This is a genomic window from Streptomyces sp. NPDC002730, assembly GCF_042888805.1.
Lineage (GTDB): Bacteria > Actinomycetota > Actinomycetes > Streptomycetales > Streptomycetaceae > Streptomyces.
Genome location: NZ_JBIAQG010000006.1, coordinates 381,978 through 399,711, shown reverse-complemented (window position 1 = coordinate 399,711; position 17,734 = coordinate 381,978). Strand labels below are relative to the sequence as shown.

At 69.4% G+C, this 17,734-nt stretch carries 16 protein-coding genes; 15 read left to right on the top strand and 1 reads right to left on the bottom strand.

Going from position 1 to position 17,734, the window contains the following annotated elements:
- Nucleotides 1-35 precede the first annotated feature (35 nt).
- A complete protein-coding gene (locus ACFYXH_RS18065) occupies nucleotides 36-578 on the bottom strand; it encodes a beta-class carbonic anhydrase (RefSeq protein WP_389563586.1) in 543 nt (180 codons plus the stop codon).
- A 337-nt stretch (nucleotides 579-915) separates the two neighbouring features.
- Here ACFYXH_RS18065 and rsmH point away from each other — a divergent pair, with 337 nt between their 5' ends.
- From rsmH to ACFYXH_RS17990, 15 genes are all read left to right on the top strand, one after another.
- Nucleotides 916-1,869, top strand: a complete 954-nt coding sequence (gene rsmH, locus ACFYXH_RS18060; RefSeq protein ID WP_389563583.1) for a 16S rRNA (cytosine(1402)-N(4))-methyltransferase RsmH — start codon at nucleotides 916-918, stop codon at nucleotides 1,867-1,869.
- Nucleotides 1,866-2,573 (top strand): septum formation initiator family protein, encoded by a 708-nt coding sequence (locus tag ACFYXH_RS18055; protein ID WP_389563580.1) that lies wholly within the window; start codon nucleotides 1,866-1,868, stop codon nucleotides 2,571-2,573. The genes rsmH and ACFYXH_RS18055 overlap by 4 nt, the downstream gene beginning before the upstream one ends.
- A 4-nt stretch (nucleotides 2,574-2,577) precedes the next feature.
- Complete coding sequence (locus ACFYXH_RS18050; protein ID WP_389563578.1) at nucleotides 2,578-4,512, top strand: peptidoglycan D,D-transpeptidase FtsI family protein; 1,935 nt, start codon at nucleotides 2,578-2,580, stop codon at nucleotides 4,510-4,512.
- Nucleotides 4,513-4,528: 16 nt separating this feature from the next.
- Nucleotides 4,529-6,196 (top strand): UDP-N-acetylmuramoyl-L-alanyl-D-glutamate--2,6-diaminopimelate ligase, encoded by a 1,668-nt coding sequence (locus ACFYXH_RS18045; RefSeq protein ID WP_389563575.1) that lies wholly within the window; start codon nucleotides 4,529-4,531, stop codon nucleotides 6,194-6,196.
- A gap of 4 nt (nucleotides 6,197-6,200) precedes the next feature.
- A complete protein-coding gene (gene murF / locus ACFYXH_RS18040; RefSeq protein ID WP_389563573.1) occupies nucleotides 6,201-7,616 on the top strand; it encodes a UDP-N-acetylmuramoyl-tripeptide--D-alanyl-D-alanine ligase in 1,416 nt (471 codons plus the stop codon).
- A complete protein-coding gene (gene mraY / locus ACFYXH_RS18035) occupies nucleotides 7,613-8,683 on the top strand; it encodes a phospho-N-acetylmuramoyl-pentapeptide-transferase (protein ID WP_307664036.1) in 1,071 nt (356 codons plus the stop codon). Before murF ends, mraY begins: the two co-directional genes overlap by 4 nt.
- On the top strand, nucleotides 8,680-10,107 hold the full coding sequence (murD, locus tag ACFYXH_RS18030) for a UDP-N-acetylmuramoyl-L-alanine--D-glutamate ligase (RefSeq protein WP_389563571.1): 1,428 nt from the start codon (nucleotides 8,680-8,682) through the stop codon (nucleotides 10,105-10,107). Before mraY ends, murD begins: the two co-directional genes overlap by 4 nt.
- Before the next feature lie 85 nt (nucleotides 10,108-10,192).
- The gene (gene ftsW, locus ACFYXH_RS18025) at nucleotides 10,193-11,707 is read left to right on the top strand and encodes a putative lipid II flippase FtsW (RefSeq protein WP_389563567.1); all 1,515 of its coding nucleotides are present in this window, start codon (nucleotides 10,193-10,195) and stop codon (nucleotides 11,705-11,707) included.
- A gap of 6 nt (nucleotides 11,708-11,713) precedes the next feature.
- Nucleotides 11,714-12,808 carry an undecaprenyldiphospho-muramoylpentapeptide beta-N-acetylglucosaminyltransferase gene (murG, locus tag ACFYXH_RS18020; protein WP_327323022.1) on the top strand — a complete coding sequence of 365 codons (1,095 nt, stop codon included), beginning with the start codon at nucleotides 11,714-11,716 and terminating at the stop codon, nucleotides 12,806-12,808.
- A 15-nt stretch (nucleotides 12,809-12,823) separates the two neighbouring features.
- Nucleotides 12,824-13,630 (top strand): cell division protein FtsQ/DivIB, encoded by an 807-nt coding sequence (locus tag ACFYXH_RS18015; protein WP_389563564.1) that lies wholly within the window; start codon nucleotides 12,824-12,826, stop codon nucleotides 13,628-13,630.
- 274 nt (nucleotides 13,631-13,904) lie between these two features.
- On the top strand, nucleotides 13,905-15,116 hold the full coding sequence (gene ftsZ, locus ACFYXH_RS18010) for a cell division protein FtsZ (RefSeq protein WP_362675394.1): 1,212 nt from the start codon (nucleotides 13,905-13,907) through the stop codon (nucleotides 15,114-15,116).
- Complete coding sequence (gene pgeF / locus ACFYXH_RS18005; protein WP_327323019.1) at nucleotides 15,113-15,856, top strand: peptidoglycan editing factor PgeF; 744 nt, start codon at nucleotides 15,113-15,115, stop codon at nucleotides 15,854-15,856. The genes ftsZ and pgeF overlap by 4 nt, the downstream gene beginning before the upstream one ends.
- Before the next feature lie 22 nt (nucleotides 15,857-15,878).
- Nucleotides 15,879-16,598: a YggS family pyridoxal phosphate-dependent enzyme gene (locus tag ACFYXH_RS18000; RefSeq protein ID WP_389563560.1), complete on the top strand. Its 720-nt coding sequence runs from the start codon at nucleotides 15,879-15,881 to the stop codon at nucleotides 16,596-16,598.
- A gap of 129 nt (nucleotides 16,599-16,727) precedes the next feature.
- The gene (locus ACFYXH_RS17995) at nucleotides 16,728-17,333 is read left to right on the top strand and encodes a cell division protein SepF (protein ID WP_389563557.1); all 606 of its coding nucleotides are present in this window, start codon (nucleotides 16,728-16,730) and stop codon (nucleotides 17,331-17,333) included.
- Between the two features lie 69 nt (nucleotides 17,334-17,402).
- A complete protein-coding gene (locus tag ACFYXH_RS17990; RefSeq protein ID WP_108148184.1) occupies nucleotides 17,403-17,699 on the top strand; it encodes a YggT family protein in 297 nt (98 codons plus the stop codon).
- Nucleotides 17,700-17,734: the final 35 nt, after the last annotated feature.

Below are 17,734 nucleotides of genomic sequence, written 5' to 3'. Positions count from 1 at the left end.
CCGAGTTTGCTGTGGTTTCTCCGGTGTCCGACTGGTCACACTGCGGGGTCGATCTCCCGCAGCAGACCCTCCGTCACATCGAAGACGAAGCCGCGCACGTCGTCGGTGTGCGGCAGGAACGGCGAGGTGCGCACCCGCTGCATCGACTGCCGTACGTCCTGATCGACGTCCCGGAACGCCTCGACCGCCCAGGCCGGCCGCTGCCCGACCTCGTCCTCCAGCTCGTGCCGGAAGTCCTCGGTGATCTTCTCCAGACCACAGTTGGTGTGGTGGATGAGTATGACGCTGCGCGTGCCGAGCGCCCGCTGGCTGATGGTCAGCGACCGGATCACATCGTCCGTGACCACGCCGCCCGCATTGCGGATCGTGTGGCAGTCGCCCAGCTCCAGACCGAGCGCGTCGTGCAGGTCGAGCCGGGCGTCCATGCAGGCGACCACGGCCACTCGCAGCACGGGGCGGGCGTCCATCCCGGGGTCCTGGAAGCCGGCGGCGTAGCGCCGGTTCGCCTCGACAAGACGATCGGTGACCGTGCCGCTGGAACACGCTGCGTCGGCGGAGTGGTGCGCGGAAGTCGACATGAGGACGACGGTAATGCGCACAGGCAGTCGAAGCCTGCTGTGAGAGGGGACAAAGAACAACAATGAGGCTTGTTGTGAGGTAACCCACAGGTGTGATGCGGCCGCGTCCGTACGGGTGAAGTGTCCGCGTCCGTGAACCCGTCCTCACCCGCCCGCGCCACGCGCCCGCCGGTTGATTGACCGGAAAGATGTGTGGACTAAAGTGACGCGAAGTTCACGGACACATCCTGCACATCCTGCAAGTTTGACGTTTCCCCGCGTGTGCGGCGTATTACGACCCTTCTGAGCGGGCGGGGACCCGGCAGTACGCACGCCCGCGCAGGACCTGAGAGGGCGCATGAGCCAGACCCGACACGTCCCGGTAATGCTCCAGCGGTGCTTGGACCTGTTGGCCCCGGCGCTGGACCGGCCGGGCGCGGTCGTCGTCGACTGCACCCTCGGCCTCGGCGGCCACAGCGAGGCCCTGCTCACGCAGTTCCCCGAGGTGCACCTTGTCGCGCTCGACCGCGACAAGGAGGCACTGCGGCTGTCGGGCGAGCGGCTCGCGCCGTTCGGTGACCGGGCCACCCTGGTGCACGCCGTCTACGACGAGCTGCCCGAGGTCCTTGAGCGCCTGAAGATCCCGAAGGTCCAGGGCATCCTCTTCGATCTCGGCGTCTCCTCCATGCAGCTCGACGAGGCGGACCGCGGATTCGCCTATGCCCAGGACGCCCCTCTCGACATGCGCATGGACCAGACGACCGGGATGAGCGCCGCCGAGGTCCTCAACACCTATCCGCCGGGCGAGCTGGTGCGGATCCTGCGCTCGTACGGCGAGGAGAAGCAGGCCAAGCGGATCGTCTCGGCGGTCGTACGGGAACGGGAGAAGGAGCCCTTCTCGAACAGCGCACGGCTCGTCGAGCTGATCCGCGACGCGCTGCCGCAGGCCGCCAAGCGCACCGGAGGCAACCCCGCCAAGCGCACCTTCCAGGCTCTGCGTATCGAGGTCAACGGCGAACTGACCGTTCTGGAGCGCGCCATCCCGGCCGCGGTGCAAGCGCTCGCGGTCGGCGGCCGGATCGCCGTGCTCTCGTACCACTCGCTGGAGGACCGGCTGGTCAAGCAGGTCTTCGCGGCGGGTGCGGCCAACACGGCACCGCCCGGACTGCCCGTCGTACCCGAGCAGTACCAGCCGCGGCTCAAGCTGCTGACCCGCGGCGCGGAACTCCCGACGGAGGCAGAGGTCGCCGAGAACCGCCGCGCGGCACCCGCGCGGTTCAGGGGAGCGCAGCGCATCCGGGAGGACGTGTGAGCTCAGCGGCCAAGCAGCTGAAGGGGCGGGCCGCGCGGCTCGCGCGGCTGATGCCGTCGGGGCCGAGCACCGCCGCCCGTACCCCCTTCGTCCTGCTGGTCGTGCTCCTCCTCGGCGGCGGGCTGATCACGCTGCTCCTGCTGAACTCCGCCCTCAACGAGGGCTCGTTCAAACTGAGCGAGCTCAAGAGGCAGACCACCGAGCTCACCGACGAGGAGCAGGCGCTGCAGCGGGACGTGGACAACCACTCCGCCCCGGACGCGCTCGAGCGGCGGGCCCGCGAGCTCGGCATGGTGCCCGGCGGCAGTCCCGCCTTCCTGGACGCCGACGGCACGGTCCGCGGGGTGCCCCGGGTGGCCTCGGGGCAGCCCCGACCGGACCCGACTCCGATGGAGATCCAGGAACCGGCGCCGCCGCCCCCGGCCCCTCCAGCGCCGTCCGTCTCCGCCTCCCGCTCGGCCCAGGCTCCCGCCACGCACCCCTCCGCGTCGGCCCCGCCGGCCAGGCAGGCGCAGCAGTCCGCGCCCGCGCCCGCCACGCCAGCGCCCCCAGCGCCCCCAGCGCCCGCCACGCCAGCGCCCCCCGCGCCTGCGCCCCCCGCGCCCGCCGCGCCCCCCAAACCGGCAGCCAAGCCCGCGCCCGCCAACGCGGCCAAGCCGTCGCAGGAACCCGCGAAGCCGCCCCCGACGACCCCCGGCAGGTGACGCAGTGCCCCTCAAGGAACCACCGCGCCGCCGAGTCCCGGGCCCCGCCCGGCGGCCGTCCGTACGTCCTGCGGCCCGCCGGCGGCCGCGCCCGGCGCCCCGCCCGATCCGGCTCGGCAGCCCCCGCCCCCGGCTGCGGCTGGTCAGCCTCGGCCTGACGCTCGTCATGCTGGCCTTCGTCGTCCGGCTGCTCCAGGTGCAGGCCGTCGACGCCGGCGCGTATGCCGCCAAGGCGGAGAAGAATCGCTACCTCAGCCATAAGCTCACCGCGGAGCGCGGCGAGATCACCGACCGGGCCGGCATCGCCCTGGCCACCAGCGTCGACGCGTACGACATCACCGCCGACCCGAAGCTGTTCACTCCCGAGGAGAGCAAGGCTCCCAACGCTCCGGAACAGGCGGCCGCACTGCTCGCCCCGATCCTCGGCAAGGACGTCGCCGAGCTGGCGAAGAAGCTCAGGACGCCCAAATCCCGGTACACCGTGCTGGCCCGCCGCCAGACCCCCCAGGTCTGGAACCAGATCAAGGACCTCAAGGGCGTCTTCGCCGAGAAGGCCAGGGCCGACAAGTCCACGGGAGGCCCCGGTGCCAATGTGCTGAGCGGTGTCTTCCAGGAACCGAGCAGCAAACGCGTCTACCCGAACGGCGATCTCGCCGCCGGGATACTGGGCTACGTCACCGGTGACGGCAAGGGAGGCGGCGGCGTCGAGTCGATGCTCGAGAAGGTCCTCGCCGGCCAGGACGGACAGATCACCTACGCCCAGTCCGGCGGTCGGCGGGTGCCCACCGCGGGCTCCCGCGAGGTCCCCGCGGTCCCCGGCTCCGACATCGAGCTGACCATCGACCGCGACATCCAGTGGGCCGCCCAGCAGGCCATCGCCGACCAGGTGAAGAAGTCCAAGGCCGACCGCGGCTACGTGATAGTGCAGAACACCCAGACCGGCGAGGTCCTCGCCATGGCCAACGCGCCGGGCTTCGACCCCAACGACCTCACCCAGGCCAATTCGGCGGCCATGGGCAACGCCGCGCTCCAGGACGCGTACGAACCCGGCTCCACCGCCAAGGTGATGTCGATGGCCGCCGTCCTCGAGGAGAAGGCCGCCACGCCCGGCACCCATGTCGTCGTCCCCAACCGGCTGCACCGCGGCGACCGGCTCTTCAAGGACGACATCGACCACCCCACCTGGAACCTCACGCTCAACGGCGTACTGGCCAAGTCCAGCAACATCGGAACGATCCTGGCGACCGGCCAGCTCGGCAAGACCCAGCCCGCGGCGAATCAGGTGCTCTACACCTATCTGCGGAAATTCGGCCTGGGCAGCCCGAGCGGGATCGGCTACCCGGGCGAGACGCCCGGCATCCTCGCCAAGCCGCAGAAGTGGTCCACCTCGCAGCAGTACACGATCCCTTTCGGCCAGGGCCTCTCGCTCAACGCCATGCAGGCGGCCTCCGTCTACTCGACGATCGCCAACGGCGGCGTACGCGTCGAGCCCACCCTGATCCGCGGCACCAAGGGGCCCGACGGGCGCTTCACCCCGGCCCCCGCCCCCAAGAAGGCCCGGGTGGTCAGCGAGCAGACCGCCAGAACGCTGGCCACCATGCTGGAGTCGGTCGTCGGTGACGAGGAAGGCACCGGCACCAAGGGCCGTATCCCGGGCTACCGCGTCGCGGGCAAGACCGGAACGGCCAACCGTGTCGACCCGGAACTGGGCCGCTACAAGGGCTACACCGCCTCCTTCGCCGGCTTCGCGCCCGCCGACAAACCGCGGATCACCGTCTACTGCGCCATCCAGAACCCCACCAAGGGCAGCTACTTCGGCGGCCAGATCTGCGGGCCGATCTACCGGAAGGTCATGGAGTTCGCCCTCAAGACCCTCCAGGTCGCACCGACCGGCAGCGATCCCGCCCGGCTGCCCGTCACCTTCCAACCCGGCGAGTGACCCGGAGGAACAACCAGTGACAACCATCACCTCCGATTCCGGGAACCATCCGGAGAACCGCGCCGCCGCAGCCACCTCACTTCGCCCCGGGCCGGGTGCGCCCGGTACGCTCACCGCCGTGTCACACGCTGATCAGTACCGAACCACCGAGCCGGACGCCCCCGCGAAACACCCGGGAGCGCCCCGACCGGACCGGCCCCGCCCGACACCCCTGGGGGAGCTGGCCGCCCGGCTGGGTGTGAAGAGCCCTGGCGCCGGCGAGGTCACCGGCATCACCCACGACTCCCGGGCGGTACGCCCAGGTGACGTGTACGCCGCCCTGCCCGGCGCCCGCCTGCACGGCGCCGACTTCGTGGCGCAGGCCGCGGACCTCGGGGCGGCCGCGATCCTCACCGACCCGACCGGCGCCGAGCGCGCCGCCGAGACCGGCCTGCCGGTCCTGGTCACCGAGAACCCGCGCGGCCGCATGGGCGAACTCGCCGCCGAGATCTACGGCCGTCCCGGCGAGGACCTGCTCCAGATCGGCATCACCGGCACCTCCGGCAAGACCACCACGGCGTACCTCGTCGAGGGCGGGCTGCAGGCGGCGGGCCGCTCCACCGGCCTGATCGGCACGGTCGAGATGCGGATCGGCGAGGAGCGCATCAAGTCCGAGCGCACCACCCCCGAAGCCACCGACCTCCAGGCTCTGTTCGCCGTCATGCGCGAGCGCGGCGTCGATTCGGTCGCCATGGAGGTCTCCAGCCACGCCCTCGTGCTCGGCCGGGTCGACGGCTGCGTCTTCGACGTCGCCGTCTTCAACAACCTCAGCCCGGAGCACATGGAATTCCACTCCGACATGGAGGACTACTTCCAGGCGAAGGCGCAGCTCTTCACGCCCAAGCGGAGCAGGCTCTCAGTCGTCAACTTCGATGACGAGTACGGCCGCAGGCTGCTCAAGGAAGCGTCCGTCCCGGTCACCACCTTCTCAGCCGAGGGCCACCCGGACGCCGACTGGCGGGCCGAGAACGTTGAAATCAGCGCCGTCGGATCGACTTTCACCGCGGTCGGCCCCAAGGGCGAGCGCGTACGCGCCGAGGCCCCGCTGCCCGGACCGTTCAACGTCGCCAACACCCTGGCGGCGGTCGTCACCCTCGCCGTCGCCGGCCTCGACCCGCAGACCGCCGCCGACGGCATCGCCGCCGTCCCCGGCGTACCGGGCCGTCTCGAGCGCGTCGACGCGGGCCAGCCGTACCTCGCCGTCGTCGACTACGCCCACAAGACGGACGCCGTCGAATCGGTCCTGCGGTCCCTGCGCAAGGTCACCGAGGGCAAGGTGCACATCGTGCTCGGCTGCGGCGGCGACCGCGACCAGACCAAGCGCGGCCCGATGGGCGCCGCCGCCGCACGCCTCGCCGACACCGCCGTACTGACCTCCGACAACCCCCGGTCCGAGGACCCGCTCGCGATCCTCGCCGCCATGCTCGCGGGCGCCGCCGAGGTGCCGATCCACGAGCGCGGCGACGTCCTGGTCGAGGCCGACCGGGCCGCGGCCATCGCCGCGGCCGTGGCCCGAGCGCAGCCCGGTGACACCGTGCTGATCGCCGGCAAGGGACATGAACAGGGCCAGGACATCGCCGGAGTGGTCCGCCCCTTCGACGACCGTCAGGTACTTCGCGCAGCTATCCAGAACAGTCAGGGATGACCAAGTGATCGCCCTCCCTCTCGCCGAGATCGCCGAAATCGTCGGCGGGCAGTCGTACGACATACCGGATCCGGCCGTACGGATCAGCGGTCCCGTCGTGATCGACTCCCGCGCGGTTCAGCCCGGCAGTCTCTTCGCCGCCTTCGCCGGCGAACATGTCGACGGCCACGACTACGCACGGAGCGCCGTGGCGGCGGGTGCGGTGGCCGTGCTGGCCACCCGCCCCGTCGGGGTACCCGCGATCGTCGTGCCGGACGTCACCGCCGCGCTCGGTGCCCTCGCGCGCACCGTCGTCGAACGCCTCGGCACCACCACGGTCGCGCTCACCGGCTCGGCCGGCAAGACCAGTACCAAGGACCTGATCGCCCAACTCCTGGAGCGCAAAGGCCCCACGGTCTACCCGGCAGGCAATCTGAACAACGAGATCGGCCTGCCCCTGACCGCGTTGCGGGCCGGCGAGGACACCGAGCACCTCGTCCTCGAAATGGGCGCCCGCTACATCGGCGACATCCGCTACCTCACCGGCCTGGTCCCGCCGAAGGTCGGTCTCGTACTGAACGTCGGCACCGCCCACATCGGAGAGTTCGGCGGCCGCGAGCAGATCGCCGAGGCCAAGGGGGAGATCGTCGAGTGCCTGCCCCCGGCGGCAGCGGGCGGCATCGCCGTACTCAACGCCGACGACCCTCTCGTACGGGCCATGTCCTCCCGTACCAAGGCCCGCGTGGTCCTGTTCGGAGAGGCCCAGGACGCCGACGTACGTGCCGAAAATGTCCGGCTCACAGCGAACGGACAGCCCGCTTTCAGGCTCCACACACCCTCCGGGTGCAGCGACGTGACCATGCGGCTGTACGGTGAGCACCACGTGTCGAACGCGCTCGCCGCGGCCGCCGTCGCCCATGAGCTGGGCATGTCCGTCGACGAGATCGCCCGCGCGCTCTCCGAGGCGGGCTCCCTCTCCCGCTGGCGCATGGAGGTCACCGAGCGTCCGGACGGCGTGACGATCGTCAATGACGCCTACAACGCGAACCCCGAGTCCATGAGAGCGGCGCTGCGTGCGCTGGCGGCCATGGGCCAGGGGCGGCGGACCTGGGCGGTGCTCGGCCATATGGCCGAGCTCGGCGACGAAGCGCTCGCCGAGCACGACGCTGTCGGACGGCTCGCCGTCCGGCTCAACGTCAGCAAGCTCGTCGCAGTCGGGGGCAGGGAAGCGTCCTGGCTGCAACTGGGCGCATATAACGAGGGTTCGTGGGGTGAGGAGTCGGTGCACGTGTCCGACGCGCAGGCGGCGGTCGACCTGTTGCGCAGTGAGCTGCGTCCGGGAGACGTCGTGCTGGTGAAGGCTTCCAGGTCGGTCGGGCTCGAGCGGGTCGCCCAGGCACTGCTCGAGAACACCACCGAGGGTGAGGTCGCCGGCCGATGAGGCAGATCCTCTTCGCGGGAGCCATCGGGCTCTTCCTGACCCTGGTCGGTACCCCGCTGCTGATCAAACTCCTGGCCCGCAAGGGATACGGGCAGTTCATCCGGGACGACGGCCCGCGCAGCCACGGCAGCAAGAAGGGAACGCCCACCATGGGCGGTATCTCCTTCATCCTGGCCACGCTCATCGCATACGCCCTCGCCAAGGTGATCACCGGCGAGGACCCGACGTTCTCGGGTGTGCTGGTGCTCTTCCTGATGGCGGGCATGGGCCTGGTCGGCTTCCTGGACGACTACATCAAGATCGTCAAGCAGCGCTCACTCGGTCTGCGGGCCAAGGCGAAGATGGCCGGACAGCTGATCGTCGGCATCGCCTTCGCCGTGCTGTCACTGCAGTTCGCCGACAGTCGCCACCAAACCCCCGCCTCCACCAAGCTGTCGTTCATCACGGACTTCGGCTGGTCGATCGGCCCGGTGATCTTCGTCGTCTGGGCGCTGTTCATGATTCTCGCGATGTCCAACGGCGTGAACCTGACGGACGGTCTGGACGGCCTGGCCACCGGCGCGTCGGTGATGGTCTTCGGCGCGTACACCTTCATCGGGCTCTGGCAGTTCCAGGAGTCCTGCGCCAACGCGGTGACGCTGACCAACCCCAACGCCTGCTTCGAAGTACGGGATCCGCTCGATCTCGCGGTCGTCGCCTCCGCCCTGATGGGCTCCTGCTTCGGCTTCCTGTGGTGGAACACCTCGCCCGCCAAGATCTTCATGGGTGACACAGGGTCGCTCGCACTCGGCGGCGCGCTCGCGGGTCTGGCGATCTGCTCCCGTACGGAGCTCCTGCTGGCCCTTCTCGGCGGACTGTTCGTCCTGATCACCATGTCCGTGGTCATCCAGGTCGGTTCCTTCAAGATGACCGGCAAGCGCGTCTTCCGGATGGCTCCGCTCCAGCACCACTTCGAACTCAAGGGGTGGTCCGAGGTCCTTGTCGTGGTCCGCTTCTGGATTATCCAGGGCATGTGCGTGATCGTGGGTCTGGGGCTCTTCTACGCGGGCTGGGCGGCCGACAAGTGAGTGCGCAGGACTGGCAGGGCAAGCGGGTCACGGTCGCGGGACTCGGCGTCTCCGGGATCCCGGCCGCCCGGGTGCTGCACGGCCTCGGCGCCGTCGTCACCGTCGTCAACGACGGCGACGACGAGCGCGCCCGTACGCAGGCCGCCGAGCTGGAGGCGGAGGGAATCACCGTGCGCCTCGGCGACGGCGCGACGCTGCCCGCCGGCACCGAGCTCATTGTCACCGCGCCCGGCTGGAAGCCGGACAAGCCGCTCTTCCTGGCCGCCGCCGAGGCGGGCATCGAGGTCTGGGGCGACGTCGAACTGGCCTGGCGGCTGCGCGGGCGGGACGGCAGAAAAGCAGCGCCGTGGCTCACGGTCACCGGCACCAACGGCAAGACCACGACGGTACGGATGCTCGCCTCGATCCTTGAGGCCGCGGGCCTGCGCACGGCGGCCGTCGGCAACATCGGCGTCTCGCTGCTGGACGCGGTCCTCGGCGACGAGACGTACGACGTACTCGCCGTCGAGCTCTCCAGCTACCAGCTGCACTGGGCGCCCTCGCTGCGCGCCCACTCCGCCGCCGTGCTCAACCTGGCGCCGGACCACCTCGACTGGCACGGCTCCATGGAGGCGTACGCCGCCGACAAGGGCCGTATCTACGCAGGCAACACGGTCGCCTGCGTCTACAACGCCGCCGACAAGGCCACCGAGGACCTGGTGCGCGAGGCCGACGTGGAGGAGGGCTGCCGGGCCATCGGCTTCACCCTCGGTACGCCGGGGCCCTCCCAACTCGGGGTCGTCGAGGGCCTCCTGGTCGACCGCGCCTTCGTCGACAACCGGCAGAAGCAGGCTCAGGAGCTCGCCGAGGTCGCGGACGTCAATCCGCCGGCCCCGCACAACATCGCCAACGCCCTCGCGGCTGCCGCGCTGGCCCGCGCCTTCGGCGTCGCGCCCGCCGCCGTACGCGACGGACTGCGCAACTTCCGCCCCGACCCCCACCGCATCGAGCATGTCGCCGACGTCGCCGGCGTCTCGTACATCGACGACTCCAAGGCCACCAACACGCATGCCGCGGAGGCGTCCCTGGCCGCCTATGACCCGATCGTGTGGATCGCGGGCGGTCTGGCCAAAGGCGCGAGCTTCGACGAACTCGTCGAGAAGTCGGCAAAGCGACTGCGCGCTGTCCTTCTGATCGGTGCGGACCGAGCCCTCATCCGTGAAGCCCTCGCGCGACACGCCCCCGAGGTCCCGGTCGTCGACCTCGACCGGACAGACACTGGGGCGATGTCGGCGGTGGTCCGGGAAGCAGCACGACTCGCCCGGCCGGGGGACACGGTTCTGCTGGCCCCGGCCTGCGCCTCGATGGACATGTTCGCCAACTACAACAAGCGAGGCGAGGCGTTCGCGGACGCGGTCCGCGCACTCGCCGCCGAGCGCGCCTGAGCCCGACCCCTGCGCCGTGCCGTGCTCCGGGGCCGCCCCGGGACCGTGGCAGCCGCGCCAGGCACGACTGGAGGGGACAGCGACCATGCCGGCCGATGACACCGCAGCCGCGCGGAGCGCGGCCCGCCCGAAGCAGCGCATGGCTGAAATTCTGCCCCGCCGGCGTTTCAGGCGCGGGGTCTGGGGCGGAGCCCCGGTCGGGCTCGGGCCTGCCTTTCTGCCCGCGGCCGTCCCCGCCCTCGCGGGCCCGGCGCCGGCCCACGCCGGACTCGCGCTGCGCAGCCGAGCCTCCGGGGGCGCCGTCCGCCGTCCGCCCGTCGGCCGTGGCGGAGGCCGCAGGCCCGGCGCGTCGCGCCCGCCGCGGAGCAGGCGGCCACGGCGGCTGTACGAGCAGGCGCGCCGGGCCTGGGACCGGCCGCTGACGGCGTACTACCTGGTCCTCGGCAGCAGTCTCCTGATCACCGTGCTCGGCCTGGTCATGGTCTACTCCGCCTCGATGATCAAGGCGCTCGAGCTCTCGCTCCCGGCCTCGTACTTCTTCCGCAAGCAGTTCATCGCCGCCGTACTCGGCACCTGTCTGCTGCTGGTCGCCTCACGGATGCCGGTCAAGCTCCACCGGGCACTGTCCTACCCGCTCCTGATGGGCACCGTCTTTCTGATGGTGCTCGTCCAGATCCCCGGGATAGGGCATGCGGTCAACGGCAACCAGAACTGGATCTATCTGGGCGGCCCGTTCCAGCTCCAGCCCAGTGAGTTCGGCAAGCTGGCGCTGATCCTCTGGGGCGCCGATCTGCTCGCCCGCAAGCAGGACAAGCGGCTGCTTACCCAGTGGAAGCACATGCTGGTGCCGCTCGTCCCGGTCGCCTTCCTGCTGCTCGGCCTGATCATGCTGGGCGGCGACATGGGTACGGCGATCATCCTCACGGCGATCCTCTTCGGTCTGCTGTGGCTGGCCGGAGCCCCGACCCGGCTCTTCGCGGGTGTGCTCGGCATCGCCGGCTTCGTCGGCTTCGTGCTGATCAAGACCAATGAGAACCGCATGTCACGGCTCTCCTGCATCGGCGCCATCGACCTCGGCCCCCAAGGCGAGTGCTGGCAGGCCGTGCACGGCATCTATGCTCTAGCCTCCGGCGGATGGTTCGGTTCCGGCCTCGGTGCAAGTGTGGAAAAATGGGGTCAACTCCCCGAGCCGCACACCGATTTCATCTTCGCCATCGCCGGGGAGGAACTGGGCCTGGCGGGGACGCTGTCGGTGCTCGCCCTCTTCGCGGCTCTAGGCTATGCGGGTATCCGCGTGGCCGGACGCACGGAGGACCCCTTCGTGAGGTACGCAGCGGGAGGTGTGACCACCTGGATCACGGCCCAGGCCGTGGTCAATATCGGTGCGGTGCTCGGTCTGCTGCCGATCGCCGGTGTCCCGCTCCCGCTGTTCTCCTACGGAGGGTCGGCCCTGCTGCCGACCATGTTCGCAGTAGGGCTGCTGATCGCCTTCGCGCGAGAGGATCCCGCCGCGAAGGCGGCCCTGGCCATGCGGCGGCCCGGGGTGAGATGGAAGACGATGAGACGGCGCGTCAAGAAGCGTCCGTCCGGAGAGCGGTGAATTTCGGTGCATGTCGTACTCGCCGGTGGGGGGACCGCCGGCCACATCGAGCCAGCGCTCGCCCTCGCGGACGCCCTGCGCAGGCAGGACCCGACCGTGGGAATCACGGCCCTGGGCACGGAGAAGGGGCTCGAGACCAGGCTCGTACCCGAGCGGGGTTACGAGCTGGCGCTCATCCCCGCCGTTCCGCTGCCACGCAAGCCCACCCCTGAGCTGATCACCGTCCCCGGACGGCTGCGCGGCACCATCAAGGCCGCCGAGCAGATCCTGGAGCGTACGAAGGCGGACTGCGTCGTCGGCTTCGGCGGATATGTCGCGCTGCCCGGCTATCTGGCCGCCAAGCGGCTCGGTGTGCCGATCGTCGTGCACGAGGCCAACGCCCGTCCGGGCCTGGCCAACAAGATCGGTTCGCGGTACGCGGCCGGGGTCGCCGTTGCCACCCCGGACAGCAAGCTGCGCAACTCCCGCTACATCGGCATCCCGCTGCGCCACACCATCGCCACCCTCGACCGCGCCCGGGTGCGCCCCGAGGCGCGTGCCGCCTTCGGTCTCGACCCCAACCTGCCGACGCTGCTGGTCTCCGGCGGCTCGCAGGGTGCCCGCCGCCTCAACGAGGTGATCCAGCAGATCGCTCCGGTGCTGCAGCGCTCCGGTATCCAGATCCTGCACGCGGTCGGTCCGAAGAACGAATTGCCGCATGTGGACAACATGCCCGGTATGCCGCCCTACATCCCGGTACCGTACGTGGACCGGATGGATCTCGCGTACGCCGCGGCCGACATGATGCTCTGCCGCGCGGGCGCGATGACCGTCGCCGAACTCTCCGCCGTCGGGCTGCCCGCCGCATATGTACCGTTGCCGATCGGCAACGGCGAACAGCGGCTGAACGCTCAGCCGGTGGTGAAGGCCGGCGGCGGACTGCTGGTCGACGACGCCGAACTGACCCCCGAGTGGGTTCAGGGCAATGTCCTTCCGGTGCTCGCCGATCCGCACCGGCTGTACGAGATGTCCCGTGCGGCCGCCGAGTTCGGCCGCAGGGATGCCGACGACCTGCTCGTCGGCATGGTGTACGAGGCGATCGCTGCACACCGCAGGGCGTGAGAAGGGCAGGGGAGCGTGGCCGGACCGACCACCGCTGAACGCGGGGCAGGCAAGTCCCCCGGCGGGTACGCGGGGTCGGCCCGCCCACCCGGCCAGGGCTCTCCTGGCCGCCGGCTGCGCATCCCCGGCCGCCGTTTCCTGCTGATCGTCGCTGCCTCGGTGCTGTTCGTCGCGGCCGGAATCTGGGTGCTCTACGGCTCCGACTGGCTGCGCGTGGAGCGCGTGACGACCACCGGAACCGAGGTTCTGACACCGGAGGAGGTGCTGGCCGCGGCGGCGGTTCCGGTCGGAGCGCCACTGATTTCCGTCGATACGGACGCCATTGAGACCCGGCTGCGGCATAAGCTGCCCCGTATCGACTCGGTTGATGTCGTCCGGTCATGGCCCGACGGGATCGGTCTGAATGTGACCGAGCGAAAGCCAATCCTGCTTATCGAAAAGGGCGCAAAGTTCATCGAAGTGGACGCGAAGGGCGTCCGGTTCGCCACGGTGGACAAGGCTCCCAAGGCTGTTCCGCGACTGGAATTGACCGTGGAACAGTCCCCGAGTCTGCGGCGCTTCGGCACGGACCGGCTCCTTGCGGAGGCGGTACGGGTCAGGGGTGAACTCCCCGGTGAAGTCGCGGCGGACACCAGAGTTGTGACAGTGCGCTCATACGACTACATCTCCCTGGAGTTGAGCCGGGACCGTACGGTGGTCTGGGGCAGCGCCGAGGAGGGGGAGGCCAAGGCGCGCGCACTCACCGCACTGATGAAAGCCGAGCCGAAGGCCCGGCACTTCGATGTGAGTGCTCCCACCGCCCCTGCCGCGGCAGGGAGTTGACGCACATTTGCGCTGGCCAGCACCCTGGTTGGTCATCGCTATGGGTGATCACATAGGGTGAAAAGAAAAACGGGAGGTTCGGCGTGTTCGTTGAACGTGCGCCACTTGTCGACTTAGTGTCCTGTTCGGAGAGTCCAAGAAGCAGACACACTGGTAACCCTAAACTTCAGCGTTAGGGTTTGGGTCGGCGTTCGGACCGTCCCATCGGCATCCGTCGTCGCGCCGCGACAACCGCGAAGCGACGACACGTAACTCGAGGCGAGAGGCCTTCGACGTGGCAGCACCGCAGAACTACCTCGCAGTCATCAAGGTCATCGGTGTCGGCGGCGGTGGTGTCAATGCCATCAACCGAATGATCGAGGTCGGTCTCAAGGGCGTCGAGTTCATCGCCATCAACACTGATGCGCAAGCACTGTTGATGAGCGACGCCGACGTCAAGCTCGACGTCGGCCGCGAACTCACCCGAGGCCTCGGCGCCGGAGCGAATCCGGCAGTCGGTCGTAAGGCGGCAGAGGATCACCGCGAGGAGATCGAGGAGGTCCTCAAGGGGGCCGACATGGTCTTCGTCACCGCCGGCGAAGGCGGCGGCACCGGCACCGGCGGCGCACCCGTCGTCGCCAATATCGCGCGCACGCTCGGCGCCCTGACGATCGGCGTGGTCACCCGGCCGTTCACCTTCGAGGGCCGCCGTCGCGCCAACCAGGCGGAGGACGGAATCGCCGAACTCCGCGAAGAGGTCGACACCCTCATCGTCATCCCCAACGACCGGCTGCTGTCCATCTCGGACCGACAGGTCAGCGTGCTGGACGCGTTCAAGTCCGCGGACCAGGTACTGCTCTCCGGTGTCCAGGGGATCACCGACCTCATCACCACGCCCGGTCTGATCAACCTCGACTTCGCCGACGTCAAGTCCGTGATGTCCGAGGCCGGATCTGCGCTCATGGGCATCGGCTCGGCCCGCGGCGACGACCGCGCGGTGGCCGCGGCCGAGATGGCGATCTCCTCGCCGCTGCTCGAGGCGTCCATCGACGGCGCCCGAGGTGTGCTGCTCTCCATTTCCGGTGGCTCGGACCTCGGCCTCTTCGAGATCAACGAGGCCGCCCAGCTGGTGAGCGAAGCCGCGCACCCCGAGGCCAACATCATCTTCGGCGCGGTCATCGACGACGCTCTCGGCGACGAGGTACGGGTCACGGTCATCGCGGCGGGCTTCGACGGCGGACAGCCGCCGGCCCGCCGGGACAGGGACAACGTCCTCGGCGCCGGTGCGGGCAAGCGCGAGGAGCCGGCGACCTCGTCCCGTGGCACGGAGACCCAGCGCGCGGCCGGCGGACTCGGCACCGTACCGGCGCGCGAGGAGCCCCTGGCCCCGGCCGAGCCCGCTCCCGTGGCGAACGACCTGAACTCCGGGTCCGCGCAGGTTCCGCCGGCCCGCCCGTACCAGGACAGCCAGGCCGAAGAGCTGGACGTTCCGGACTTCTTGAAGTGACAGTGCGGCACGACGCGATACACGCGAGCGGCGCGCACTTCGCCTTCACCGACAGGTGGGGCGGGGTGAGCGCCGTTCCGTACGACGAGCTCAACCTCGGCGGCGCGGTCGGCGACGACCCCGCGGCCGTACTGACCAACCGCAAGATCGCGGCGAAGTCGTTCGATCTCGACCCGGACCGGGTCGTCTGGATGAACCAGGTCCACGGCAAGGACGTCGCCGAGGTGGACGGGCCGTGGGCCGCCGGGCCGACTCCGCCGGTGGACGGTCTGGTCACCGCGCGGCGCGGGCTCGCCCTCGCCGTACTGACCGCGGACTGCACCCCCGTACTGCTGGCCGACCCGGTCGCGGGTGTCGTGGCCGCCGCGCACGCGGGCCGTCCCGGGATGGTCGCGGGCATCGTGCCCGCCGCCGTCGAGGCGATGAAGACGCTGGGCGCGGAGCCGGCCCGCATCATCGCCCGTACCGGACCCGCCGTCTGCGGACGCTGCTACGAAGTTCCCGAGCAGATGCGGGCCGAAGTGGCCGCGGTCGAGCCGGCCGCCTGGTCCGAGACCAGCTGGGGCACCCCGGCCGTCGATGTCACCGCCGGAGTCCATGCCCAGCTCGAAGCGCTCGGCGTGGGGGACCGGCAGGCTTCGCCGGTCTGCACAATGGAGTCGGGCGACCACTACTCGTACCGTCGCGACCGCACCACCGGGCGGCTCGCCGGATACGTCTGGCTGGACGGACAGGAATGACGGACAGGAATGACGGACGGCAATGACGGACCGTAAGAGCGAACTCGCCAGGGGGCTGGCGATGGTGGAGGAACGTATCGCCTCAGCCTGCGCGGCCGCCGGCCGTAAGCGGGAGGAGGTGACCCTCATCGTGGTCACCAAGACCTACCCCGCGAGCGATGTGCGGCTCCTGCATGAACTCGGCGTGCGCCATGTGGCCGAGAACCGTGACCAGGAGGCGGCCCCCAAGGCCGGGGCCTGCTCGGATCTGGACCTCATCTGGCACTTCGTCGGACAGTTGCAGACCAATAAGGTCCGTTCTGTGGCGGGATATGCCGATGTGGTGCAGTCCGTCGACCGTCTCAAGCTCGTCTCGTCGCTCTCCGCCGCGGGTGTACGAGCGGAGCGTGAGCTCGGCTGCCTGATCCAGGTCGCGCTCGACGCGGAATCGGGCGAGCGCGGGGAGCGGGGCGGCGTCGCGCCCGACGGAATCGAGGAGTTGGCCGCCGCGGTGGCCGAATCACCAGGACTGCGGCTCGACGGACTGATGACCGTCGCGCCGCTCGCCGGACCGTACGCGGGACGGCAACAGGCGGCGTTCGAGCGGCTGGTGGAATTCTCATCCAGCCTGCGCGCCGGGCATCCGGCTGCGAACATGGTGTCAGCAGGGATGAGTGCGGACCTTGAAGAAGCCGTGGCAGCCGGAGCGACACATGTACGCGTCGGCACTGCGGTACTCGGAGTCCGACCCCGGCTCGGGTAGCGTCGCTAAGCAAGTCGGACCACAGCAGAAAATATGGTCATTCCCGCCACAAGGCGGGCGGGCCGAGTGGATCGCGGGCACTTGGTCACGATGCCGATCCGATCCACCACAGAGCGGAGGACTCAGAGAATGGCCGGCGCGATGCGCAAGATGGCGGTCTACCTCGGCCTCGTGGAGGACGATGGCTACGACGGCCGGGGTTTCGATCCCGACGACGATTTCGAACCCGAGCCGGAGCCCGAGCGGGATCACCGGCGGCACCAGCCCCCGCACCAGGTGGAGCGGGAAGAGCCGGTGAGGATGGTGCAGCCGCCCGCGCAGCGCGAGCCGATTCCGCTTCCCGCTGAAAGCGGACGTCCGGCACGAATCGCCCCCGTGGCATCCATCACACCTGAACGTCCGAGTATGGAGAAGAACTCACCGGTGATCATGCCCAAGGTTGTGTCCGAGCGGGAGCCTTACCGCATCACTACGCTGCACCCGCGGACCTACAACGAGGCCCGTACCATCGGGGAACACTTCCGCGAGGGCACCCCGGTGATCATGAACCTCACGGAGATGGACGATACGGATGCGAAGCGACTTGTCGACTTTGCCGCGGGACTGGTATTCGGTTTGCATGGCAGCATTGAGCGGGTGACGCAGAAGGTGTTCCTGTTGTCGCCTGCTAACGTCGATGTCACGGCGGAGGACAAGGCCCGCATCGCAGAGGGCGGGTTCTTCAACCAGAGCTGAGAGACACGACACCGGAACGACCCGGCCGCAGGGCCGGATTATGAGAGCCAGGGGAGAGGGAAGCGCGGGATGGGCGTCGCACTACAGGTGGTCTACATCGCGCTGATGTGCTTCCTCATTGTGCTTATTTTCCGGCTGGTCATGGACTACGTCTTCCAGTTCGCCCGCTCATGGCAACCCGGCAAGGCGATGGTGGTCGTTCTGGAGGCCACCTACACTGTCACCGATCCACCGCTCAAGCTTTTGCGGCGGTTCATTCCGCCGCTGCGTCTCGGGGGCGTGGCACTCGACCTGTCCTTCTTCGTTCTGATGATCATCGTCTACATCCTGATCAGCATCGTGAACAACTTTGCGAGCAGCGTGTGAACGATACGGTCTTGCCGACTGCCGACGACTACGTA

Excerpts from the sequence above, each read along its gene's own strand:
- ACFYXH_RS17990 (WP_108148184.1), top strand. The coding sequence starts at position 17,403 with ATGGGCGTCGCACTACAGGTGGTCTACATCGCGCTGATGTGCTTCCTC.
- rsmH (WP_389563583.1), top strand. The coding sequence starts at position 916 with ATGAGCCAGACCCGACACGTCCCGGTAATGCTCCAGCGGTGCTTGGAC.
- mraY (WP_307664036.1), top strand. The coding sequence starts at position 7,613 with ATGAGGCAGATCCTCTTCGCGGGAGCCATCGGGCTCTTCCTGACCCTG.
- ACFYXH_RS17995 (WP_389563557.1), top strand. The coding sequence starts at position 16,728 with ATGGCCGGCGCGATGCGCAAGATGGCGGTCTACCTCGGCCTCGTGGAG.
- ACFYXH_RS18000 (WP_389563560.1), top strand. The coding sequence starts at position 15,879 with ATGACGGACCGTAAGAGCGAACTCGCCAGGGGGCTGGCGATGGTGGAG.
- ACFYXH_RS18065 (WP_389563586.1), bottom strand. The coding sequence starts at position 578 with ATGTCGACTTCCGCGCACCACTCCGCCGACGCAGCGTGTTCCAGCGGC.
- ftsW (WP_389563567.1), top strand. The coding sequence starts at position 10,193 with ATGCCGGCCGATGACACCGCAGCCGCGCGGAGCGCGGCCCGCCCGAAG.